Source organism: Acinetobacter pecorum (genome assembly GCF_014837015.1).
In the GTDB taxonomy this organism is placed as follows: domain Bacteria; phylum Pseudomonadota; class Gammaproteobacteria; order Pseudomonadales; family Moraxellaceae; genus Acinetobacter; species Acinetobacter pecorum.
The window spans coordinates 100,787-124,652 of the sequence record NZ_JACSPT010000010.1 but is presented as its reverse complement, the minus strand read 5'-3'; the positions used below and the strand labels follow the sequence as shown (position 1 = coordinate 124,652).

Below are 23,866 nucleotides of genomic sequence, written 5' to 3'. Positions count from 1 at the left end.
TAATAAAGAAATCCTCTTATAAATTCCGAAATTAATATTTTAAAATTACTTTAAATACCATAAATTTTGATTTTATTAGAGATTCTAAATAATTGTGACATATTTCATCTATTATTAAATATACGATTAATAGATCACACATTGGATTATTTATAAGGAAAGCTCTCAATAACTGCACCTTTTAGAGGCAATCCCTTAAACCGAAGATCTCTGCTTTCTTCTCTCGAATTTCCCTCCCCTCAGCAGGCTTCAAAGCCACCCGTCTTTGGCAATACTCAGGTAATCTTGTCTATAGAATAGAAAGTAATAAAGAGCAGGAGAGCCGACTATCTGGTAGTTTTTATAGCTTCAAATAACATAGCGTGTGTGCCCAAAAGGATTAGAGCGAAATTATTTACAGCTGAAATACAATGTTTTAGCTTTAATTCAACTAGAATCAGTCAGGTAGAAGCCTTTCCCATAATACATGTCAAAAAGCCATACTAAACACTGTATGACCCGAATAACTGTTTGGGCGAAGATAATTTCAAATCATCTATGAGCTTAAGCAAAGCAAATATCAATTGTTGATGGAACAAACCTATGCAATGTCCTAAATGTGGCTCAACAAACATTGAACAACGCAATCATGAACAGAATTTAAAGAAAATTGGCGGCATCCTCATGAGTTCAGCCGGCGCAACTGCAGGAACAGTAGGTGGCGCTGCTTCGGGTGCTTCCATTGGCGCTGCAATTGGTACTGTAGCGGGACCTTTAGGGGTAATTGTGGGTGGAACGGTGGGTACTTTCATAGGTGCGATCAGTGTGGGCATTACCGGAGGAGTAATTGGTAATTTTCTGGGGAAAAAAGCTGGAATTTCTGTTGACCGCAATGTGTTTCAGGATTATCAATGTCTGAAATGCAAATACAGATTTAGCCAAAAAGATCAAAAAGATCAAAAAGATCAAAAAGATCAAAAAGAAGCTTAATATAATTGAGGAAATGAAGTGAGTACTTCATTTCCTGCGATAGCTTGATCAGCCTTGATTGAGTTTCAGTACAACCTCACCCAGACGCTTACCCTGTACTTCACACAGAATTTTTTCATCCTGACTTAAGCCCTGATCATGCCTTGGGCCGCTGACATGACTGGCACCATAAGGTGTACCGCCAGTTTTGGTATTCGATAGTGCCGATGTTGCATTGCTAAGCCCCATGACCATCATGCCATGATGAAACAACGGCGGCAGCATGCTTAGCAAAGTACTTTCCTGTCCGCCATGCATGGAACCTGACGCCGTAAACACGCAAGCAGGCTTACCATGCAAAGCGCCATTCAGCCATAGACTTGTGGTCTGATCCCAAAAATACTTCATTTCAGAAGCCATGTTGCCAAAACGGGTCGGTGAACCGAGTGCCAGACCGGCACATTGCGCAAGATCATCCAGAGTGCAGTAAATGTCTCCTTCTTCGGGAATGCTTGGTTCCGCGACTTTTACCATGCTGGATATATTGGGAACCGTCCTGATTTTTACTGCCACGCCTGCCGCTTCAATTCCATTGGCAATCAAATGTGCCATTTTTTTGGTTGAGCCATATTTGCTGTAATATAAAACAAGGACATAAGGTTGCATCATGGTTCTTATTCATTACTAAAAAAAATAAAACTATACGATACTTTGCAAGTTTTTTGGTTAAGCTGATGATGAAAATTCATGATGATTAAAAAAATTGAGATTGGATGCAGATGATTGATAAGTATTTAAAGAAATTACCTTTCTATGAAAAACACTGGTTTCAATTTGTTTTATTTGTATTACGACGTTTTGAAGCAGACCGCTGTCGCGAACAGGCAGGTTCATTGACTTATACCACCCTGTTTGCGGTGGTGCCGATGCTGACAGTTTTTCTGGTAATTATTTCTTCAATTAAAGCACTGGAACCTGCGCGGCAGCAATTGCAACAGCTGATTTACAGTAACTTTTTACCTAAAACCACCATTGCATTTGATAAAGCACTGAATGCCTTTACCGACAAATCCAGCAATTTAACCATCATCGGTATTCTGTTCCTGTTTGTGACGACAGTTTTAATGCTGAGCAGTATCGAAACGGCATTTAACCGCATTTGGCGTGTGACTGAAACGCGAGGCGGGATTATAGGATTTATGCGTTACTGGACCATCATTTCACTGGGACCAATTTTACTGGGCAGTGCATTTGTAATTTCCTCGACTGTAGCGTCCCTGAGTATTCTCAGCAACAATTTTTCCGGTTATGAACTAGATGGTGCTTTTGTTCTCTGGGCGATTTCCTTTTCTTTGACAGTACTCGGGTTTTTTATTCTGAACTGGACCATTCCGAATCGCAGTGTGCCGATTAAATCTGCCTTTATTGCGGGCCTGTTTAGTGCAGTAGTATTTGAACTGCTGAAAAACCTGTTTGGCTGGATCATGACAAACTTTACCAGTTATGAAATCGTCTATGGTGCCTTCGCCGCTGTGCCAATTTTCCTGCTCTGGATTTATCTGTCATGGATTATTGTATTATTGGGAGTTGAGATCAGTTATGCCCTGACTGCTTTTGAATCTGGTCAGGACAACAAACGCCATCCGATCGTCATGCTGCTGGATTTATTAGAGCTCTTTTATAAAAAGCAAAAAACGGGTGAAAGTATCAGTGAAGCGCAAGCACTGGAAGTGCTGGGCCGAGATGAAATTGGTCGCTGGCCGAGCTATGTCGAAATGTTCGAAAAACAGAATCTGATCAAACGTACCGATGAGAATGAATATGTGCTGGTCCGCGATCTGGATCAGGTGAGCTTCTGGAATTTTTATTCGCAACTGCCCTATCCACTGCCACGCAAAAACCATCTTATCAATACCCAGCCTGATGATATCTGGATGCAAAATTTCTCGCCCAAGTTACAGGAAGCAGATCAGTATCTGGAAGAAAAACTCAGTTTCCCGCTATCCGAATTGTTCCGACGTAAATAGAAAAAATCCTCTCGCTCGAGAGGATTTTTTAATGACATCGATGGATTTACAAGCAGGCTTCCCCGCAACCACCGTAATTCTCAGCCACCGCCTGAATAACAAGGCGATAAAAAGGACTGCATTTGCAGTCCTTTAGCTTGAACAATATAAAATACCGGGATTATTTAACAAAAGTCGTCCAGATATAATCCTGAGACTTACCTTTAAGAGTCATTTTGAGCTGATCACCGGAATGTAATGCCGCAACGCCTGCCGGTGTACCGGTCATTACCACATCGCCCTCTTCTAAAGTAAAGACCTGACTAATCTCAGCCAGCAGAGTCGCAATATCAAAAATCAGTAAAGCGGTATCGCCTTTTTGACGCAGCTCATTATTAATTTCAAGTGTGTAGTGCACATCTTTCCAGTCAGTAACCACATCCGCTACAGGCACCCAGTCCGACAACAGGCAGGAACCATCAAAGGCTTTGGCTCGTTCCCAAGGCTGACCTTTTTTCTTATGATCATCTTGTAAATCACGCAGCGTTAAGTCCAGACCCAAAGTCACAGCACCTACTGCCTGCAGGGCTTTTTCAGGATCATTTTCCTTGCTTAAAGTCCGGTCAATACGCAAACTCAACTCGCATTCATAATGGCAGTTACCCCATTCCGGATTCCATTCAATGCCTGCTTCGAGCGAAGTTAAGGCACTCGGTGGTTTGATGAATAATACCGGCCGATCAGGGATCGCATTGCCGAGTTCTTTGGCATGATCGGCATAACTGCGACCCACACAAACGATTTTGGACGGACGTGTGCTCATGATCAAAAATTTCCTTTGGTAGATATCTGAATTATTTTTTAAATGTATGCTCGAACATGCTCTGTTCAGTGCCGTCCTTAAATGCTCGCTTCGGCACAATAACCACGGTACGGTTTTTTAATTCCAGCATATAAGTGAGTTTACCGACAGCAAAATTCTGCACTTCGCTATATGGCACCAGCTTGCTACGATCATTGGTAAAAATTTCCGCATAGTCCTGATACAGATCAATACCCTGTTCGCTTTTACCAAACTGATATTTAATAAACTGGCGCTTAAACATCATCGGCAGGAACCAGTAACGCATGATGCCTTGCAGGATCAGGAAGAATGCTCCCAAAGCCACGTAATAACGTCCGACACCATCAAAGCCCATCGAAAAACCCCAGATGATAATCCCGATACTGACCAGAGGCGTCAGAAAACGTGAAATCTGTTTTTTACCAAACGTTGCCAGGGCAAAACCATCCTGAGATTCTTCTAAAGTCAAAAAATAACGGGTCGATAAAGTCGGTGCTGACTCAGTCATAGCATCACATCAAAAAATAAAATCTTGCCCAATACTATACCAAAATATACACAGCGCTTATGGCCTGCCGCATCAATTACATAACTTTGCTTGGGAAATGCGTGCTTTTGGTTTTAAATAAATAGCAATTAAAACAAAAAATATGTAACAGGTTGCTGAATGAACGGATTAAAGCAATGCATAGTCATCGGTGTTCTTTTAGGAACCTCTGCCACAGCACTGGCCAAGATTATTCCCTGGAATGCCGAACTGCCGAGCAGTCTGAGTGCCTATCAGGGAAATGCTCACCAGCTGGCAGAGTTAACCGGCGAGCGGATTCTGATTTATGCGCATCCCTCATCTAAAACCCAGCTTCCGACCTTAAACAGCAATGCACCCAGCAAGGCACAGTTTTATAGTGCAGCTGTGGTATTGCCGGTAGCTGAAGCTCAGGTCGAAAAATTGCTGCAATATTATCCGAATTATGTGGGTTTATTTCCAACCTTAAAGTCAGCCAAAGTGCTGGAGCAGCAGGGTTCGATTCAGCAGGTTAAATATCAGGTTCATATCCCGACCCCGATTCCGGTGTTAAACTTTAAAGAAACCGTAGTGATGCAGCATCATCTGGGTGATAACAGCATCAGCACCTTAATTATCGATGCGCCAATTCCCTATGGTGCAGGAAAACTGGAATGGTTTGCACTGGGTTCGCATAGAACGCTGGTGACTGTCACCCAATGGGGCGACCTGAACCAGCCCAAAGGCTTTTTATTCAGTAAAATCCTGAATGCGCTGCCTGAAGCCAAACTCGGCATTCCGCCGAGTACCAATGCATTTCTGCTGGAAGCACTACAACAACGCTTTAAAACCGAGCATACAGCAGCACTAGCAACTCCGATTCCGCAACTGAGATTCAACCCTCAACAGCTACAAAAAATTGCCCAGATCAGCCAGAAGTCTGGGCAACCGGTCAGTTTCATTTTGCCGAACTATCTGGTCAAAGAAGGAAAAGTCTCAGAAAATTTAAGATTTAGTAGCACCTATCAATATTTTGCGCATCCGGTCGAAAAATTGCGGCCGTGGTTAGCAGCTGAAGCAACCCAGCAGCTTTTTCCCCGGCAGATCAAGAAGGTCGAACTTAAGCCGGTCAATCCTCAGAATATAGATGCCAACTATAAGGTGTCGGTCGGTTTAGGAGTGATTCAGATTCCATTTAACTTCAAGATGCGTTTTTACCAGCCTGATTCCCTGCAAAACCAGTTCAATGCCAATGGCGGCGACTTGAAGTTTGTGAAAGGTGGCATGCGCTTATTACCGCAGTCACAAGGTACCTTATTTCAAATTACCAGCAGTATGAAGATTCACGATCAGGCACCGTTCTTATTAAGAGCCATGCGCAGTATGCCCTATCATGATGTTTTACCTGCAGTGGGTGGCAATACCGTTTATGCACTGAAAGTGCAGCAGAAATTAAGATAAGAAGGAGGCAGAGAGTTATTGGTTTTTTATATGAAAAATTCACGCATTCCAAGCACAAAAAAACCGCATCACTGTGCGGTTTTTTCAGAATTTTTATCAAGATTGGTGCGCTCAGAGAGATTCGAACTCCCGACCCCTTAGTTCGTAGCCAAGTGCTCTATCCAGCTGAGCTATGAGCGCGACGTCTTGATGGGGTGCATTATACGAGTTTTTTCAGTCTTGTTAAGTGTTTTTTAATAAAATCTCAACCGAACGTACAGTAATTAAACGATGCAGCAATATTCACAACTTTCTGCCGAAAACTTCTGCAAATTTAGAGCTAAAAGTACTTAATTAATTCGACCAGAAAGCTGGATTTCCAAAAAATTTCAGCAGCACACAATAGGTCAGCTCTCAGTATTCTCAACCAGGTATCCAACCAGAATAGAATTCAAATATCAGATAACCATCATCCTTGTACGCTTTATCACTCGCCTATTGTTCCGGTCTTTACTGCGCCTGCCCTTTGATAATACGCAAACACAACACCATTTGAGCTAGCCAAGTGGTCTATCAACTGAAAAGCGGCGGGTATTGATTCATGATTAAACAGGCGTTTGCCAACACCCAGTATAATTGGAAAAGTCAGCAGACGAAGTTCGTCCACAAGCTCATATTTGAAAAGCGCCTGTACCACTGCAGCACTACCATATACACGAATGTCTCCCTCTCCTGATGCTTTAAGATTGATTATCTCATCAATGCTTTTTAGAAAAAGGGTATTTTTCCAGTCCGAGTGCTCCAGACTGGTAGAAAGAACATATTTATTGACATCATTAATTCCCGGCCAGTCTTCAGCATGTGTGGGCCAGTAAGATTCAAAAATCTGAAAAGTATTTTTTCCTAAAAGAATATCGGAGGGCTGCATCCAGTTTTGCATGATGGCATCAAATGCCGGATCAGGTTCCGCATTAAAATACGGCGCCACCCAGCCACCATATTGAAAACCACCAGATAGATCTTCTTTCGGGCCTCCGGGCCCCTGCATCACGCCATCTAGGGTCAAAAATTCCTGGACAATGATTTTTCTCATCACGACTGCCTTTATTTTTATTAAATCGCCTGAGACTTATTTTTAGCACGTGATGTCTGGTGTTTCTGTAAATTTTAGGCACAAAAAAACCGCAACATGTGCGGTTGATTGTTCAAGTTGGTGCGCTCAGAGAGATTCGAACTCCCGACCCCTTAGTTCGTAGCCAAGTGCTCTATCCAGCTGAGCTATGAGCGCGCGATGTAAGTAAGCGTGGCGGTGAGAGAGGGATTCGAACCCTCGATACAGTTACCCGTATGCGTCCTTAGCAGGGACGTGGTTTCAGCCACTCACCCATCTCACCGTAACGTGCGGCCATAATACAAATTTCGGCATGGCACTGCAAGCGCAGCATCAAAAAAAAGTGCATATTTTTGCTCGTTTAAATACTTTTTAAGCAATTCCTCGATTTTTCGTGCATTTTGATAGCGAAAAAACTGCATAAATTTCCAGTTATCGAAAATTAACAGAAAATTGAAAACTTAAATGGATTATTGCAATCATTTACGTGCAGTCTGCGCATACATGTTTTATGCTAAACCAATCTCCTAAGATAAATTTAAAGACATGATGAAAAACTGGGTCGATCCTGAAGCAAAAGCTGAAGCCGAACGTTATGACAACCCTATCCCTAGCCGCACGCTGATTTTAGAAACTATCGAAAAGAACAATGCCCAGTCCCATGCAGACCTGGTCGAACATTTTGAAATTGCTGATCAAAAAAGTATTGATGCCCTGAGCCATCGTCTGATTGCGATGGTACGTGACGGCCAACTGATGAAAGACGGTTATAAGTTCCAGATTGCGGCAGAACAGCCTGAGCATGAAGCAACGGTCTATATCAACTCAAAGGGAAGCGGTACCGCCAATATTTCAGGTGAAGATGATTTGCTGCTCCCTGAGCGTGAACTGCGTCAGGTCTTTAATGGTGACCGGGTTAAAGTACGTCAGACTTCAGTGGATCGTAAAGGTAAGTCTTGGGGCTTTATTACCGAAGTTTTGCAGCATCGTGTCAAAGAGATCATTGGTAAAGTATCAGAGTATGAAGGTGAATACTTTGTTCAGCCGGCTGCTCCAAATGCACATCAGCCGATTACCCTGGAAAAAGAGCTGATTGAACATGCCAAGGTCAAAGTCGGTGATTCTATTCGCGTTGCGATTGATCGCTACCCGACCAAAGAAGAATTTGCAACCGGCCATATTGTGCAGTCCATGGCAGACAAGGCCGATACCGAGATCATCATTCCACAAACCATTCTGGAATATGGCCTGCCTTATGAATTTCCGGAAGAAGTCGTTAAAGAAGCTGAAAGCTTCAAGGAACCGACAGAGAAAGATCGCGAAGGCCGTGTGGATCTTCGAGATTTGGCACTAGTGACCATTGATGGTGAAGATGCGCGTGACTTTGATGATGCCGTTTATGCCGAAAAACGTCCAGGTGGTGGTTATCGTGTAGTCGTGGCGATTGCCGATGTCAGCCATTATGTACGTCCTGGCAAGCCGCTGGATGATGAAGCCCAGGAACGCGGTACATCTGTCTACTTCCCGCACTTCGTTTTACCGATGTTACCTGAAGCTCTATCCAATGGCTTGTGTTCTTTAAATCCGAACGTTGACCGTTTATGTATGGTCTGTGATTTAAAACTGTCACGTGCTGGCCGTGTGACCGGTTTTGAGTTCTATCCGTCAGTAATGCACTCCAAGGCACGTTTGACCTATGATCAGGTCGCACAGTATCTGGAAGGCGACAGCCAGGCCATTACCGAAGACCGTGAAGTTCGCAAGTCGATCAATACCCTGTTCCAGCTTTATCAGGTTCTCAAAGGCTTACGTTCTGAACGGCATGCCATGGAATTTGAAACTGTAGAAACTTACATGACCTTCGACGAAATGGGTGGAATTAAAGAAATTCTTCCACGCACCCGTAATGATGCACATAAGCTGATTGAAGAATGTATGTTGCTGGCCAACGTGGCAGCCGCAGAATATGCATTAAAAAATGAAATGCCAATGTTGTACCGCGTGCATGAGCCACCTGAGTTTTCGCGTATCCAGAAAGTCCGTGATTTCGTCAAGCTGTTGGGTCTGCAATTCCCGGAACAGCCAACGCAAGCCGATTATCAGGCCGTGATTGAGGCGACTAAAGACCGGATCGATGCACCAAGTATTCATTCCGTGTTACTGCGTTCCATGATGCAGGCTTATTATGGTGCCAACAATGCAGGCCATTACGGTCTGGCATATGAAGCTTATACACATTTCACCTCGCCAATTCGCCGTTATCCGGATCTGCTATTGCATCGTGCCATCAAGGCACATTTAAATCACAAGCCATCTCCACTTTCAGGTGGGGCTTTAGAGGCTGCCGGTGAACATTTCTCTGCAACAGAACGCCGTGCTGATGAAGCTTCCCGCTCTGTAACCACCTGGCTCAAATGTCACTATATGCAGCAGCATCTGGGTGAAGAGTTTGTGGGCATTGTCAGTGCGACGGCAGAATTCGGCCTGTTTGTCACGCTAAAAGACCTTTATGTCGATGGTATGGTACATGTCAGCCAGTTGGGTGATGACTTCTTTGTCTATGACCAAAGCAGTCAGAATCTGGTCGGCCAGAACCGCGGTCAGATCTTTGGATTAGGGGATGAAGTCAAGATCAAGGTTGCCGGTGTAAATCTAGAAGAGCGCAAGATTGATTTCGAACTGATCCAACAGCTCAGTCATGCCGGCCGTGCAGTCCGTGCCCGTGCACCGCGAGTAAGCGAGAAAAAACCTCTACCACGTCCTACTGCGACAGAAGAAGTGTTTGGCAGCAATGAGCGTGAGTCTAAATCCAACCTGAACGCTGATGGAGAACAACCCAGACGACGCAAAAAAGGCAAAGGAAAACCCAGCTCTTACAGCAACAAGCCTGCTAAATCATCTGCAGGAAAGTCTGAAGCAAAGGATAAAGGTAAAGTAAAGAAAAAGGCCAAGGTTAAAAAGAAAAAGTCCAATGCAAAAGCCAAGACTGAATAATCTGTGACAGTTTAAAAAGAGCGCTACGGCGCTCTTTTTTATTTATAATCAAAATATTACGAAATGAAAATTATAAAAATGGATACCATCACTACTTTTACTCTGAACATTTCTTTAATGGCTTTGCTTATGACTGAGGCCTTAAAGAGGCTTTAAATAATAATCCTATCACCATGAGAGTCACCTACTGGTATCAACACCCTTTAAACCTATGGAAAACTAAAATCACCAATATTTCCATCATCGATATAAATGAACTAGAAGGCTTACCCTCATCTGATAGTGAATTTATTGAATAACTTCAAAATATTAAATACAAAGCTAGAGAAAAAACTTTAACTGCCTTGATTTCTCTCACTAGAAGCCCTACATCTAAATTTAATACTGAAAATTAATTTGGCAGAAACGACATGATTTTAGAAAAGGCAACTTTGCCTGTTCCGCAATTTGATCAGATTACCCTAGAAGAACTTAAACAAAAGATTGAAAGCTGTATTGCTGAAGGTCAAAAATTCCTGAATGAACTTACCGAAACACCTGAATCAGCTCAGGAACAGCTTGCCATTTTGGAACATGTCGACACACTCGAAAATAATATGAGTGAGGCTTGGGGCATTCTTTCACATCTCAACGCCGTGAAAAACAATGCGGAAACACGTGATGTCTATCAGGCCTTATTACCCGGTCTAAGCGAATACTATACGCAACTCGGTCAACATACAGCGCTGTATCAGACTTATCAGCATATTCATGATGCACCCATCTTTAATGAACTCCCGGCCGCACAGCAAAGTGCCATCAAACTGGCCTTACGTGATTTCAAACTGTCTGGTGTGGCATTGGAAGGAGAAGCGAAAAAGCGCTTTGCGGAAATTTCTGCGCGCCTGTCCCAATTGTCTTCAGATTTTTCGAATCATGTATTGGATGCCACTCAAGCCTACTTCAGACCATTAAATGAAGATGAACTAGCGGGCTTATCGGCAAACAATATTGAACTGCTCAAACAGTATGGCAAGCAGCATGAACTGGATCAACCGGTGGCTACCCTGGATTTTCCATCCTATCTGGCAATCATGACCCATGCAGAAAATCGTCCTCTGCGTGAAGAGCTCTATAAGGCGTATGTGACGCGAGCATCAGATCAGTCTGGGCAGACCGAGTTTGACAATACTGCCTTGATCGAAGAAATTCTCAGTTTACGTCTGGAAATGGCGAAGCTGCTTGGTTTTAATAATTATGCGAAATTGTCCTTAGCCAGCAAAATGGCACCGAGTGTAGAGGCGGTAGATGAATTCCTGCGTGATCTGGCAGAACATGCCCGTGTACCGGCAGAGAAAGAAGTTAGTGAACTGAAAGCAATTGCTGCTGAAGATGGCATTAGTGACCTGCAACCCTGGGACAGCAGCTATTATTCTGAAAAGCTGAAAATGCAGCAATTTAACCTGTCACAGGAAGCACTTAAACCTTATTTCCCTGCGCCAAAAATCCTGCAAGGCCTGTTCAGTATTGTCAATCGCCTGTATGGGATACAGGTAATTGAACGTGATGCACCGGTTTGGCATCCGGATGCACATTATTTTGAACTGGAAGATCAAGGTCAGGTGATTGGCGGCTTCTATCTCGATCTGTATGCACGCCAGGGCAAACGTGGCGGTGCCTGGATGAGTGGCTTCCGTTCCCGTATGCAGACCAGTGACGGCCTGCAAAAGCCGATTTGCTATATGGTCGGTAACTTCACTCCTCCTGTCGGTAGTCGTCCTGCACTACTGAGCCATGATGAAGTGATTACCCTGTTCCATGAATTTGGTCATGGCCTGCATCATATGCTGACAGAGGTAGACAATATTGCGGTAGCTGGTACCCATGGCGTAGCCTGGGATGCGGTTGAGCTGCCAAGCCAGTTTATGGAGTTCTGGGCCTGGGATCAGGAAAGTCTGGATGTGCTCAGTGAACACATCGACACCCAAGAATCCCTACCGGCTGAATTGCTCAAAGCCCTACTCGATGCACGTTTTTTCCAGTCTGGCATGCAAACCCTGCGTCAGCTTGAATTTGCCCTGTTTGACCTGAGTATCCACCGTGCCAATCCAGCCTTAAATGCAGCGCAGGTTCAGGATACTTTGAATGAAATCCGCGAAAAGTATGCAGTTTTGCCGACCACTGACTATAACCGTTTCCAAAACAGCTTCAGTCATATTTTCGCCGGCGGTTATGCAGCGGGATATTATTCCTATAAATGGGCTGAAGTTTTGGCCAGTGATGCCTTCGACCGCTTTGAAGAAGAAGGGATTTTTAATACTGAAACTGGAAAGCAGTTTAGACAAAAAATTCTAGCAGTTGGCGGAAAAGATACAGCACTTGACGCATTTATCAATTTCCGTGGACGCGAGCCAAAAATAGATGCATTACTGCGTCATCAAGGTTGGACGAACGGCTCTAAAAACGCTTAAACTACGTTTTTAAGTTAATCACAGGGTAAGCATGATGACTCTCAAACGCCGTTTCATTGCAGGCGCAAAATGTCCTAAATGTCAGGCATTGGATCGGATCGTCATGCTGACCAATGGTGAAGCTGAATGGATTGAATGTATCGAATGTGGGTATGAAGAAAATCGTCCTACTCATATCGATGAACCTGAGTCACCTGAAGTTCCAGATGAAATTGGTGTGATTCAGTTTAAACCCCGTCAGCCAAAAAAATAATTTCGGGAACCTAAATGACTCCAGATCATCGACAAAATCCTAAACTTTTATGGGGAATAGTGAGCGGATTAATTGTTGTGATTATTGCTGTTTGGATAATTATACAATTCTTTCTCACACAAAATGAAACGTTGCCAACACATCAGGGTGACCTGATCAATGCACCGGCACCGCAGACCATTTCTGAAAATTCTGAAAAGGCTACCAAGCCAGAAGTAACAGATGCGCTTAGTTCTGACAATGTGCTAGTAGATGCTTCTATTATGACAGAAGAAGTTACCAGCAATGCCACCTTGGCCAAAGAGGAAATTGCCCGACTGGAAGATATTCAGCTGCAGCTTGATGAACAGGAAAAAAGCCTGAAGCAACAGCACAGTACTGCTGATGATCTGATTAAACTTAAAGAAGAACAAATCAAGTTACTCGAAGCACAACTGGCACAATAATCAGAATAGGTTGGGGTTTTTCAGCTAGAATATCGTCAGATCTTCTAGCTCAGTTGTTTGCATGTCCGCCCCAGCCACTCCGCATCTGCTCAAAGCCGTTCTGTTACTGACCTGCTCTGCCTTCCTGTTTTCAGTCATGGGCGTGTGCATCCGTTATGCCTCGGCAACGGTTGATAATGCCACCGTGGTTTTCTTTCGAAACTTTGTCGGGCTGTTTATTTTCTTGCCTTTCATTTTTAACAAGGGAATTGATTTTTTTAAGACTGAAAAACTGTGGATGCACACCTGGCGTGCAGTGGTCGGTCTGACTGCCATGTACGGCTTTTTTTATGCCATCGCGCACTTAAAACTCTCCAATGCCATGGTCTTCACCTACTCTTCCCCGATTTTTATTCCACTGATTGCCTGGCTATTTCTCAAGGAAAAAATTACCTTAAGCATGTTAGCCGCAGCTCTGATTGGTTTTATCGGGGTACTCTGTGTCGCCAAACCGGATTCTGGTTTATTCAACCTGATGTCAGCCATTGGTTTGGGTGCCAGCTTTCTGGCCGCGATGGCGTTTGTCACGGTTCGGGCACTGACCAAAACCGAGTCACCAGAAAAAATCGTGTTTTATTTCTGTTTTATTGGCACATTGATTTCCGTGATTCCGATGTTCTGGCTGTGGCGACCTTATACCCTGAAAGAACTCAGCTTTCTTGTCGCTGCCGGCCTTTTGGCCAATTTCAGTCAGCTCTTCATGTCCAATGCTTATAAACTGGCTCCGGCAGGACAGATTGGACCAGTCAACTATGTGGCAATTTTCTTTGCTGGCATGTGGGGCTTTCTGTTCTGGCATGAAGTTCCGGACCTATATAGTCTGATCGGGCTAGGTCTGATTTTCTGTGCCATTTTGCTGTGTAGTTCGATCCTGCAAAAGCGCCTGAATTCATCCAAAGTTTGATTAAAGAATTTAAATCAAATAAATAAAAAAGCACCCGTAGGTGCTTTTTTATTGCTTTTCTTTTATTGATACCAGCCGAACAACTTAAAGATATAAGGTACATAAGCAATGATCAGCATCGCAGGCAGCAACACAATCACCGGCAAAATCCAGCGTTCATAACGGTAATAGAAAGACAAGTGTCGTACTTCTGCATCGGCTTCAGCCACTTCGGCATCGCCAATCGACTGCCTGGCCAGTAAATGATTCAGTGCCACTGGCGGCGTCACATAACCCAGCTCGAAACCAATCAGGGTAATCATCCAGAAATGAACCGGATGAATGCCGTATTGATAAGCCACTGGAGCAACCGTTGCAGAGATCAGAATGACCGCTCCGAATGGATCCATGATCATCCCGACAAAAATCATCAAGCCGACAATCAGTGATATCACCAGAATGGTACTGCTGATATCAGTCGGAAAGGCTTCCATAATTTCCATACGTTCCAGCAAGCCACCAACACTCACTGAAAGTGCCATCAGGATCACCAGCGCACCAATATGTCCTACAGTTTCACTGGTAGAAATATGCATAGATTTCCAGAAACCGACATGACGCAAAATTTCAGTCGCTTTTGAACGCCGCACACCATGATCAACCACCAGTTCTTTGCCTGCTTGTTGGCTATGTTCAGCTTCACGATATTCTGCATTGGTCACGGCACCGGCTGTTGCCAGCTCAGGAGCCGATCTGGAGTTTAAAGTCGCGGTCAAGGTGTCATCCCAATGCCCCACTGCCGGTAGTGGCGCAGGTTCGTGGCGCAGCTTGTCGAACAGGACAATCATCAGCAGAATTACAGGCATCATCACAGGTGCAGTAAATTCATTCAGATCAGTCGACAAGGCATATTTATAGAATAGCCAGATCAGAATGAAAATCACGATATAAGGAATAACTGCAACGAAGGCACGCCCGGATTGAGGCGCAGCTACAGTAGGTGCAGCAATCCGGAATTTATTTTCTGCAACAAACAGGGAAATGACCAGAAACAAAGTAGAGCTGAGCAGGAAGACATAAATCCCGTAGTGATACAGCAAATCGGTGGTGACTTCTTTATTCAGTGAAGCCACGACGACGATCAGCAAACACGGGCGTAAGACTACGCCCAGTGAACCGGACATGGCTGTGGCCGCCAGTGCAAACTGACGGCGTCCACCCGCATTCCAGACTTCCTTATATATAATCGCAGCTGCGGCAATGACGAAAATCCCCGATGCTCCGGTATAGGCGGTCGGTAATGCAGCGGCCAGCAGAATTAACCAGGTCAGGGTTTCAGGTGCCAGATTCCATGGACGCAGAATATTCAGGAACATGTCTACAACACGGGTCTGTTTCAGCAACATACCAGCCCAGATAAACAAGGCCAGATTCAGGAAGATACTAGAAAATTCTACCAATTGACCGAGGTAAATCCCCTGTCCCATTGGATAGTCCATAAAGAACGTAAAGTTTATCCCGGTAGTAATGGCCATATAGGCATACAGCGGCACACTCAGAAAGGCCAGACCAAAATTACCACCCTCACGTGTCGGTTTCGGTGGTTTGATGACCTGATAAAGGCTAATTAGAGTGAGTGTGCTAAACAGAATCATCCACAGCCAGTAGATGTATTTCATTTCGCCCATCGGCACACCCGAATTCAACACAGACTGGTATTGGCTATAAGATGAGAATGCCAGAAAAGCATTAGCAACCAGCATGGCCACCGAATAGACTTTAAAGTCCATTCGGGTACTTGGACTGCGTAGGCCAATATGATGGGTTTTTAGGGTGGCACTGATTGCAGCGAAAACCACCATGATGACCAGAAGCAAAGCCCGGTTTTCAGTACCAAACTTGAATATGCCAAAGAAAGAGGTTTCAAATGTCCGATAAGCCCGAATACTTGGATGAGCTTCTACATACTGAATGGCTTTGTCATAAAACAGGTAAGATTCTTCACAGACCTGCTGTGCCTGTAATACCGCAGCACGGACATCCGCTTCCGAGCGCACGCCAAAGAAATCGGCATATTCATCGGCCGCATCGGCTTTCATCTGTTGCTGAACACGCTGATCGACATTGATATTACGTTCACATTGTGGGCGTGTCGGTTCAGCACGTAAAAATGAATATTGCATTCCGGTTGCCGGATCGCCGTAAATACGCTCGCCCATACGCAGCAACTGGCCGTGAATCATTTCCCCGGTGCCGATAATCAAAGTGAGCAAAAGTAAAACCAGCACGACAAAGGTCGAGATCCACTCTGTCCATATATAACGCAACAGACCTAATCCTGATCTGTTTTGATCATCATTTTGCATATGTTTTCCTATTATTGTTTTAGCGGCCTGTCGCTTGATCCAGATCGCTGATCTTGCCTTCTGCTCCCGAAAATTCCTTTTCAAAAGTCAGGATATTTATTCTATGTTTTGAATCTGCATGAAAACCGGCATAATAAAAATGACAATTTATATTTTCTTTTAGTTTTTTCTGCCAAGTAGCTGTCTATTCCTACACTTTAGCTATCCCTAAAATAATTGGTCACAATATAAATGACTGCCAGAATCACCCCCCAGATCACCCCCAGTAAATGTGCTTCTACCAGCACTGGACTACCAATGAGTTGGGCTGTTCCGGAATTACCAATGGTATTTTCCCAGACCAGTTTGGCCAAGATGAGAAACAGCACCAGCGCCGCAAATCCACGTTCCCGCTTATACTGCAAATGCATACAGGCTACGGCGACATACGCGCCATGCAATACGCCTGACAACCCTGCATATGCTTCAATATTCGGCAAGAAAAAATAAAAACTCAGACTGATCAAAGGTGACAAGATCAGTAAAATGGCGGAAAAATGCCAGATATTAACGCGTGGAAAAATAAAAGGAAGACAGATAAACGCAAGAATATTAAGGAAATAATGGGTCCAACCTACATGAACCCAGTGTGCCGTCCAGAGTCGCCAGAATTCACCAAGCAGACTCTCTCGCCAATAAATGAAATCGTCCTTGAAAATTTGCAGACAAGCACAAAGAGAGACAAAAGCCGCTAGAAAAATAATTTTTTGTCGAAAATGTTGCTCTAGCATCGGCCTATTGCCCTCCTTGCTTCTCTAGTTTTGACTTCACTCCTGAAGCTTATATGGTGCTGCTTACAAATCCGCGCTGAACAGCTCATCGAGTTCGGAAGAGCTGTCTGACTCATCCCAGAAACGTTGCATGCCATCATCGCCACTGCGTACACCGGTATTTTCTGTCCAATAGCGATCAGATATACCGCTGACCATAATTGCAGCCATACTGTCAATCAGCTTGAATTGTGGATTGACTGGCTTGTCTTCAGTACGGGCCTGAGCAAAAGTTTTAAGGGCATCGCGGACTTTGGCATCATCACCACTAGCCTGTGCGGCTACGGCATACAAGGCATGAGATAAACGTACACCTTTTTGCTCACCAATTTGTGTAGATTGTTTTAAGGTTTGGTAAGGGTCAGGTTTACCGTCCCCGGCGCCTGGCAACAAGGTCCAGATCACCGCACGAGTGGCATTCGGTGCACCCCAGAATTTCGCGTTATCCAGACAAACCATGCCTCGCTCGACCACGGCAGCAATATCTTTCGGTACATGCACTGCACCACCCGAGTTAATATCATTGGTCATGGCCTGCAAGCCACTGAGCATGCCCAGCAGATAAACGGTTTGCTCGATGTCACTGTTCATGCGCGGGCATTCTTCACCCAAGGCTTTTTGATATTTCTTTTCATAACGGCTTTGAAACAGCTGATAACCGGTATACTGACGCTGTGCTGCCAGTGCCGCCCAGCGCTTCTGCTCGATCCGGGCATCCTGGGCTTCTGCTACCTGATTGGTTTTTGAAGCACGTAAATAGCGCAACTCGGCTTCAAGTGCTTTTTGTTCAGCACAAATACCGGCAGCTGAATACATCAGTACAGCCACCCGGGTTGGATCTGCTCCCATTTCTTTGGTTGCCATAATGGCCGGCGTTAAAGAATTTCCTGAATTGCACACCATTTCAGCATCATCCATCGCTAAAATCGGTGGGACGATATGATTTTCGGTGAAACCCAGTGCCACATTGGCACCAGTTTTAATAACCTGAGAACATCCCGTCAAAACTGTAGTTGTTATTGCAATAGTCGCCATACCTTGGCATATTTTACGGACGCCTGACATTTTCCTGTCCTCTATAATTGTGATTATGTCCATCTTTCTGCTAAAGATATCAGAAGCATTTTGTGAATAAAAGAGTATTTACTCTAATTTAGACCAGACACTTTGCCATTAAATGACCACGCTGCAATTGACTGTATTTAGGAGAATCCCAAATTTTGGGCGAAAAAAAGTAGCATTGCGACGGTTCAGCACATGCTACTTATTAACTGTACAAACAGAGAAGTGGTTTAAACCCTGCTTGATTAAGATGAAAATTTATCCTTCAGCACCGTCCCGATTCGTCCAATTACCAGGGCCAAAACAATCGCTACAATCAGAAAAATCCACACTGGAAATTCCATCAGGGTCTCCCGTATTTGCTGTTGGTAGGCTCAATGTACAGGCTAAAAATAAAACACAGGGGATAAATTGTCAGACAATTCATCTAAGTCATGAATTAACCTTGATTTTTGTCTGACAACAAAAAGCCCGCAATAATCTAAGTATTTGTTTATTTTAAATTTTAATAAAATAATTAAAAAACATTTGTCTTACAATTAAATTAATTTAGTCAATACTTTTAAAGCTTTCCATTGCTTGAGTGGCAATTGATCACACCAGATCAGTAAAGGCCGAGCCTTGGCATGCTGGAAATACACCACAATATATGCCTGGTGATCAATGACATGACTAATAGACACCCGATGGGTTGGCATTGCTTTGGCAGTCAATGACCATTCACGGCCATCCAGATATTCAAACTGTTCAATTTGTGGCGTCTTGCGGTAAAACAGATGGTACACCAGCAGTCCTATGAGTGCGCACAGCAACCAGAGTGCAAACGGTAGTAACTGATAGAGCAAATACATTAACAGTGCAAAAATAAAAAGCTGAAACGCCAATGCACACAGACTGCGTTTCAGCTTGAAGCAGCGATTATCCATGAACGTAAAATTTAAGCTTCTTGATAAAATCTTTCAGTTCAGGACGCGGCGGCTCGGATACTTCCATAAACCAGTCCAGCAAATCCGGGTCTTCCTGCTCCACCAGCTCTGCAAACATCTGCTTTTCAAAAGGTTCAGCATTCAGATAGTAATTTTTGACGTAGAGATCAAAATAGACATCCAGTTCTTTTAAACCACGACGCGCACGGTAAATCACTTTGCGCTCTTCCAAGCTAATGTCATCAGTCATCGAATTTCCCCAATTCGTTATAAACCCGAATAGTTTACCTGAAGCATCAACTGAATTTCGAGGGATTTCATAGAAATGACCAAAAGCATCAGCAGATTTAGCTGATTTGAACATTCCGCTCATTGCCGCTGTTCCCAGCTTGACCTAAGTTAAAGTAAACCGATCAAAATAAGGAATAACAAGATGCAATCTGCAGCCATTCGCCCGCTTACTCCCATGCTGCCCCGCCAACTTTTTACTGCCGAGCATGAAGTTTTTCGCGAAACGGTACGCAAGTTTTATGAAAAGGAAGTTATTCCATATACCGAGCGTTTTGAAGATCAGCAACATGTAGATCGAGAGCTATGGAATAAAGCTGGTGAGCTTGGTTTACTCTGTGCGACCATGCCTGAAGAATATGGCGGCTCTGGTGTAGATCGGCTGTATAGCATGATCTTGATTGAAGAACAGGCCTATGCCGGAGACTCAGCCACCGGGTTTTCCCTGCATTCGGATATCGTCGCCAATTATCTGCTGAACTTTGGCAATGAAGCTCAAAAACAGCAATGGCTACCCCAAATGGCTTCCGGGGAAGTCGTCACCGCTATTGCGATGACCGAACCAGGCACGGGCTCTGACCTGCAAGCAGTGCGCACCTCGGCAGTACTGGATGGCGAAGACTATGTCATTAATGGTTCCAAGATCTTTATTACCAATGGCTATCTTTGCGATATGGCCATTGTGGTCTGTAAAACAGGTAATAGTGACAAAGGCTCGGCCAATCTCTCCTTGATGATGGTCGAAGCCGACCGGCCGGGATTTAGTAAAGGCAAGCCCTTAAATAAAATCGGTATGAAAGGCCAGGATACCTGCGAACTGTTTTTTGACAATGTTCGGGTTCCTAAAGAAAACCTGCTTGGTCTGGAAGGCATGGGCTTTATGATGCTGATGAAGGAACTGGCTTGGGAACGCCTGATTGTGGCGATTATCTGTCAGGCAGGTGCTGAAGCGGCTTTTGCCCACACAGTAAAATATACCAAGGAACGTCAGGCATTCGGCAAGAGCATCAGCCATTTCCAAAATACCCGTTTTAAACTGGCAGAACTGCGTACCGAGATCGATGTCTGCCGCGCTTATCTGGATCGCTGTATGCAGCTGCAACTCAAGCAGGAACTGGGTGTGGATGCCGCTGCTGCGGCCAAATACAAGATTTCAGAAATGTACAGCAAAGTCGTAGATGAATGTCTGCAACTGCATGGCGGCTATGGTTATATGCTGGAATATCCAATTGCCCGGGCTTATATCGATAACCGTGCCAACCGGATTTATGCGGGTACCAATGAAATCATGAAAGAACTCATCGCGCGCTCACTGTAAAACCGACGAATTAAAAAGGAGTCACTCAGGACTCCTTTTTCTGTACGCTAAAAATTCAAATTCAAGAAACTAGACGCGGCTTATGATTAAGTGCATTGCTCTTTTTCCTGAATTTCAGCACGCCATCTTCAAACGAAGCCTGTTTCAGTTCCTTACGGTCGGCGAGATAATTATTGCTGACTTTCCACGGAGCATGTTTACCCTGCTTTGGCATCACATTTGCTGCACGGGCAATATATCCCGATGTCAGACTGCCCATCACAGTATCATCCATCAGTTCTGTGGCATCGCCTGTTGCAATGACTTCATCAAAATGTTGTTGGTCCATATGGTTAAGCAAACGGCAAATATATTCTGCTGCAATGTCCACTTTAAGCGTCCAGGAAGCATTAATATAGCCAATAATCAGCGCCATATTCGGAAGGTCACTCACCATAACGCCTCTATACAGCATATGCTGCGAGGTATCGACAGGCTGACCATCCATCGTCGCCTGAATCCCGCCAAGAATTTGTATGTTCAGGCCAGTGGCAGAGACAATAATATCAGCATCCAGATGTTGACCCGATTTCAGCTGAATCCCGGTTTCGGTAAAAGTTTCTATCTGATCGGTTGTAACTGATGCCTGCCCTTCACGTAAGATTTTAAACAGGTCACCATCTGGCACTACACACAGACGCTGATCCCAAGGCTCATAATTCGGGGTAAAGTGTTTCATGTCCACTTTACCTTTCAGTTGAAATTTTACTGATTTAAGCAACAGCGTTTTTAACAATTTGGGTTGCTTTTGTGCCAGGGCATAAATTCCACGCTGCATACCAATGTTACGCGCCCGCGTCAGCTTATAAGCCAGATCTTCAGGCAGATATTTACGCATTTTTGAATATATAAAATCGACAGAAGGCACAGAGGCAATATAAGTCGGTGAACGCTGCAACATGGTCACATGACCTGCTCCACCTTTAGCCATGGCAGGCACCAAAGTAATCGCAGTGGCACCACTGCCAATGATGACCACTTTTTTGCCCTTATAGTTTAAATTTTCCGGCCAGTGCTGCGGATGAATGAATTCCCCCTTGAATGCCTGCTGATTTGGAAACTCCGGCTGGAAACCTTGGTCATAATTATAATAACCGGTACAACCTAGTACGAAGTTAGCGATCCAGATCTGCTTCTTGCCCTGCGCATCCAAAATCTCTACTGACCATTTGCAGGTGGCAGAATCATAATTGGCACTCAGCACCCGATGCTGGAAATGGATTTTTGGCTGAAGTTTAAACTCTTCTACCACTTCAGAGAGATAGCCTTTGATGGACGCTCCATCGGCAAGCACACTTTCCTTCTGCCAAGGCTTGAAATTAAAACCAAAAGTTGACATGTCAGAATCGGAACGGATACCCGGATATTTAAACAGATCCCAAGTTCCGCCAATACTCTCACGACGTTCAATAATATCAAAAGAGCGTTGTGGACAATGTTTAGAAAGATGCACTGCCAGACCAATCCCCGAGATCCCCGCACCCACAATTAAAATATCTACCTGCTTTTCCATATTGTTCTTTTACCTAAGCGATGCTATCGGTTTTAATTAAATCACAAAACTGACAATACACAATGTCAAGTTGATTAAAAAGCCACTATTTTTTTATCTTTTGAGGCCAAATCAATTATGCAGGATGTATAGGTAAACCAAATTCAGATTTATTCAAATAAAGTTTTCAGGCATTAAAAAAGGCCGGTTTATTCAACCGACCTTTTTGAACAACTTACGTTATTCTTCACGAAATTAGTTAACTTCGCGATCTACTAGCTCAACGTAAGCCATCGGTGCAGCATCACCTGCACGGAAGCCCGCTTTAAGAACACGTAGATAACCGCCGTTACGCTCTTTGTAACGAGGGCCAAGAACGGTAAATAATTTACCAACAGTTGCTGCTGAACGAGTACGAGCAAACGCCAAACGACGGTTTGCTACTGTATCGTTTTTAGCTAAAGTGATTAAAGGCTCAGCTACACGACGTAACTCTTTTGCTTTAGGCACAGTTGTTTTGATCAACTCGTGCTCGAACAAAGAGTTAGCCATATTTTGGAACATCGCTTTACGATGACTGCTTGTACGGCCTAATTTCACACCACTATTACGATGACGCATGGTGATAGTCCTACTTAATTAACGGCTACGATAGGCGAAACGATCGTCCATACGGAGACTAGCCGGTGGCCAGTTCTCTAAACGCATGCCGAGTTGTAAGCCTTTAGAAGCCAGAACATCTTTGATCTCAGTAAGCGATTTTTTACCCAAGTTAGGAGTTTTAAGCAACTCAACTTCGGTACGCTGTACAAGATCACCAATGTAGTAAATGTTTTCTGCTTTCAAACAGTTAGCAGAACGAACAGTTAGCTCTAGATCATCTACTGGGCGAAGCAAGATTGGGTCAACTTCTTCACGAGGTTCTTGAGCCACAGGTGCTTGATCTTTCTGAAGGTCAACAAAGATTGCAATTTGTTGTTGCAAGATTGTTGCCGCTTTGCGGATTGCTTCTTCAGGATCAACAGTACCATTGGTTTCAAGATCAATGATCAGTTTATCAAGGTCAGTACGTTGTTCCACACGCGCGTTTTCCACGGTATATGAAACACGTTTGATTGGGCTGTAAGAAGCATCTAACTGCAAGCGACCCACTGGGCGAGTTTCGCCTTCTGGGAAGCGTGAATCAGAAGTTTCGTAGCCACGGCCTTGAGCCACTTTCAGGCGCATTTTTAATGAGCCTGAGGCACTTAAAGTACCGATCAAATGTTCAGGGTTAACCACTTCAACATTATGAGGTAAACGAAGGTCAGCCGCAGTTACGTCGCCTGCACCTTGTTTCTCTAATGTTAAATAAGCTTCATTTTGATCGAACAGCTTAATCGACAATCCTTTTAGGTTCAGCAAGAGCTCGACGATGTCCTGCTGCAAGCCTTCCAAAGTACTGTACTCGTGCTCGACCCCTTCAATCTCAACTTCTACCACAGCTGCGCCAGGTAGAGAAGAAAGAAGAATGCGACGTAAAGCATTACCAAGAGTATGACCAAAGCCACGCTCTAATGGTTCTAGAATAACTTTTGCCGAGGTCCCGCTTGCCGCTTCGACCTTGATCGCTTGCGGAGTTAGAAACTCATTTGCAGTACGCGTCAT

At 44.2% G+C, this 23,866-nt stretch carries 21 protein-coding genes and 3 tRNA genes; 9 read left to right on the top strand and 15 right to left on the bottom strand.

The features are described 5' to 3' along the window. Positions 1–582: 582 nt before the first annotated feature. On the top strand, positions 583–969 hold the full coding sequence (locus H9629_RS09465; RefSeq protein WP_191730984.1) for a hypothetical protein: 387 nt from the start codon (positions 583–585) through the stop codon (positions 967–969). 48 nt (positions 970–1,017) lie between these two features. On the opposite strand, the gene wrbA is transcribed toward H9629_RS09465, so the two are convergent. Next, complete coding sequence (gene wrbA / locus H9629_RS09460) at positions 1,018–1,617, bottom strand: NAD(P)H:quinone oxidoreductase (RefSeq protein ID WP_191730983.1); 600 nt, start codon at positions 1,615–1,617, stop codon at positions 1,018–1,020. Between the two features lie 110 nt (positions 1,618–1,727). Here wrbA and H9629_RS09455 point away from each other — a divergent pair, with 110 nt between their 5' ends. Continuing rightward, on the top strand, positions 1,728–2,975 hold the full coding sequence (locus tag H9629_RS09455; protein ID WP_064095160.1) for a YihY family inner membrane protein: 1,248 nt from the start codon (positions 1,728–1,730) through the stop codon (positions 2,973–2,975). 160 nt (positions 2,976–3,135) lie between these two features. Here the strand turns inward: H9629_RS09455 and H9629_RS09450 are convergent, their stop codons facing one another. Together H9629_RS09450 and H9629_RS09445 are read right to left on the bottom strand one after the other, a co-directional pair. After that, a complete protein-coding gene (locus tag H9629_RS09450) occupies positions 3,136–3,777 on the bottom strand; it encodes a fumarylacetoacetate hydrolase family protein (protein ID WP_064094501.1) in 642 nt (213 codons plus the stop codon). A 31-nt stretch (positions 3,778–3,808) separates the two neighbouring features. Then, positions 3,809–4,306 (bottom strand): YcxB family protein, encoded by a 498-nt coding sequence (locus tag H9629_RS09445; protein WP_064094502.1) that lies wholly within the window; start codon positions 4,304–4,306, stop codon positions 3,809–3,811. A 159-nt stretch (positions 4,307–4,465) separates the two neighbouring features. On the opposite strand from H9629_RS09445, the gene H9629_RS09440 reads away from it, so the two are divergent. Beyond that, complete coding sequence (locus H9629_RS09440; RefSeq protein ID WP_144723659.1) at positions 4,466–5,764, top strand: SRPBCC family protein; 1,299 nt, start codon at positions 4,466–4,468, stop codon at positions 5,762–5,764. A 103-nt stretch (positions 5,765–5,867) separates the two neighbouring features. Here H9629_RS09440 and H9629_RS09435 read toward each other — a convergent pair. From H9629_RS09435 to H9629_RS09420, 4 genes are all read right to left on the bottom strand, one after another. Then, a tRNA-Arg gene (locus H9629_RS09435) sits at positions 5,868–5,944 on the bottom strand. Between the two features lie 286 nt (positions 5,945–6,230). Continuing rightward, positions 6,231–6,836 carry a dihydrofolate reductase family protein gene (locus tag H9629_RS09430; RefSeq protein ID WP_064094504.1) on the bottom strand — a complete coding sequence of 202 codons (606 nt, stop codon included), beginning with the start codon at positions 6,834–6,836 and terminating at the stop codon, positions 6,231–6,233. A 118-nt stretch (positions 6,837–6,954) separates the two neighbouring features. Further along, positions 6,955–7,031: transfer RNA gene (locus H9629_RS09425), tRNA-Arg, on the bottom strand. 16 nt (positions 7,032–7,047) lie between these two features. Continuing rightward, a tRNA-Ser gene (locus tag H9629_RS09420) sits at positions 7,048–7,137 on the bottom strand. A gap of 263 nt (positions 7,138–7,400) precedes the next feature. Here H9629_RS09420 and rnr point away from each other — a divergent pair. From rnr to H9629_RS09395, 5 genes are all read left to right on the top strand, one after another. Further along, the gene (gene rnr, locus H9629_RS09415; protein WP_064094505.1) at positions 7,401–9,848 is read left to right on the top strand and encodes a ribonuclease R; all 2,448 of its coding nucleotides are present in this window, start codon (positions 7,401–7,403) and stop codon (positions 9,846–9,848) included. A 410-nt stretch (positions 9,849–10,258) separates the two neighbouring features. After that, the gene (locus H9629_RS09410; RefSeq protein ID WP_064102412.1) at positions 10,259–12,298 is read left to right on the top strand and encodes a M3 family metallopeptidase; all 2,040 of its coding nucleotides are present in this window, start codon (positions 10,259–10,261) and stop codon (positions 12,296–12,298) included. Positions 12,299–12,332: 34 nt separating this feature from the next. Further along, a complete protein-coding gene (locus H9629_RS09405; protein WP_438112979.1) occupies positions 12,333–12,551 on the top strand; it encodes a YheV family putative zinc ribbon protein in 219 nt (72 codons plus the stop codon). A gap of 14 nt (positions 12,552–12,565) precedes the next feature. Next, positions 12,566–12,997, top strand: a complete 432-nt coding sequence (locus H9629_RS09400) for a hypothetical protein (RefSeq protein ID WP_064102411.1) — start codon at positions 12,566–12,568, stop codon at positions 12,995–12,997. 61 nt (positions 12,998–13,058) lie between these two features. Next, positions 13,059–13,940, top strand: a complete 882-nt coding sequence (locus H9629_RS09395; RefSeq protein WP_144723656.1) for a DMT family transporter — start codon at positions 13,059–13,061, stop codon at positions 13,938–13,940. 62 nt (positions 13,941–14,002) lie between these two features. On the opposite strand, the gene H9629_RS09390 is transcribed toward H9629_RS09395, so the two are convergent. The 5 genes from H9629_RS09390 to H9629_RS09370 all read right to left on the bottom strand — a co-directional run bounded on the left by H9629_RS09390 (position 14,003) and on the right by H9629_RS09370 (position 19,332). Further along, positions 14,003–16,285, bottom strand: a complete 2,283-nt coding sequence (locus H9629_RS09390) for a TRAP transporter large permease subunit (protein ID WP_191730982.1) — start codon at positions 16,283–16,285, stop codon at positions 14,003–14,005. 197 nt (positions 16,286–16,482) lie between these two features. Beyond that, positions 16,483–17,055: a rhombosortase gene (gene rrtA / locus H9629_RS09385; protein WP_191730981.1), complete on the bottom strand. Its 573-nt coding sequence runs from the start codon at positions 17,053–17,055 to the stop codon at positions 16,483–16,485. Positions 17,056–17,118: 63 nt separating this feature from the next. Continuing rightward, entirely contained in the window at positions 17,119–18,159 is a 1,041-nt protein-coding gene (locus H9629_RS09380) for a hypothetical protein (RefSeq protein WP_064094512.1), read from the bottom strand. A gap of 536 nt (positions 18,160–18,695) precedes the next feature. After that, positions 18,696–19,082, bottom strand: a complete 387-nt coding sequence (locus H9629_RS09375) for a hypothetical protein (protein ID WP_191730980.1) — start codon at positions 19,080–19,082, stop codon at positions 18,696–18,698. Then, positions 19,075–19,332 (bottom strand): FAD assembly factor SdhE, encoded by a 258-nt coding sequence (locus tag H9629_RS09370; RefSeq protein ID WP_225215769.1) that lies wholly within the window; start codon positions 19,330–19,332, stop codon positions 19,075–19,077. Before H9629_RS09370 ends, H9629_RS09375 begins: the two co-directional genes overlap by 8 nt. Positions 19,333–19,515: 183 nt before the next feature. Between H9629_RS09370 and H9629_RS09365 the strand changes: the two genes are divergently transcribed. Next, positions 19,516–20,688, top strand: a complete 1,173-nt coding sequence (locus H9629_RS09365; RefSeq protein WP_064102407.1) for an acyl-CoA dehydrogenase family protein — start codon at positions 19,516–19,518, stop codon at positions 20,686–20,688. Between the two features lie 61 nt (positions 20,689–20,749). Here the strand turns inward: H9629_RS09365 and H9629_RS09360 are convergent, their stop codons facing one another. The 3 genes from H9629_RS09360 to H9629_RS09350 form a co-directional block, all read right to left on the bottom strand. Then, positions 20,750–22,240, bottom strand: a complete 1,491-nt coding sequence (locus tag H9629_RS09360) for a flavin-containing monooxygenase (protein ID WP_064094515.1) — start codon at positions 22,238–22,240, stop codon at positions 20,750–20,752. Between the two features lie 234 nt (positions 22,241–22,474). Next, on the bottom strand, positions 22,475–22,840 hold the full coding sequence (gene rplQ, locus H9629_RS09355) for a 50S ribosomal protein L17 (protein WP_004281488.1): 366 nt from the start codon (positions 22,838–22,840) through the stop codon (positions 22,475–22,477). Positions 22,841–22,858: 18 nt separating this feature from the next. Further along, on the bottom strand, positions 22,859–23,866 hold the full coding sequence (locus tag H9629_RS09350) for a DNA-directed RNA polymerase subunit alpha (protein WP_004281489.1): 1,008 nt from the start codon (positions 23,864–23,866) through the stop codon (positions 22,859–22,861).